This is a genomic window from Cupriavidus sp. 8B (assembly GCF_054589115.1).
In genome coordinates, this window is record NZ_BAAILO010000305.1 from 1 (window position 1) to 227 (window position 227).

The 227-nt window shown below is 63.4% G+C and carries 1 protein-coding gene; it reads left to right on the top strand.

Features of this window, described 5'->3' with window-relative positions; translation table 11 throughout:
- A partial coding sequence (locus ACYP5B_RS30875) for a transposase (RefSeq protein ID WP_459572197.1) occupies positions 1–227 on the top strand: 227 nt, incomplete at both ends.

A 227-nucleotide genomic window follows, 5' to 3' on the forward strand; every position in this document is an offset into this window, starting at 1 on the left:
CAACTTGCCTTTGACGAATATCGACGTGCCATCGAGGATCGGCTCGCGCAATGCAGCCGTCTCGAAGCGGCCTTGCGCGAAGCCGTGGTCAGCTGGCGCTTCTATCCGGCCGTACTGGGCTTGCAGGCCATGCGTGGCGTGCAGTTCACCACGGCGGTGGGCATGCTTGCGGAATTGGGCGATCTCTCGCGCTTTGTCCATCCGCGCCAACTGATGGCCTGGCTCGG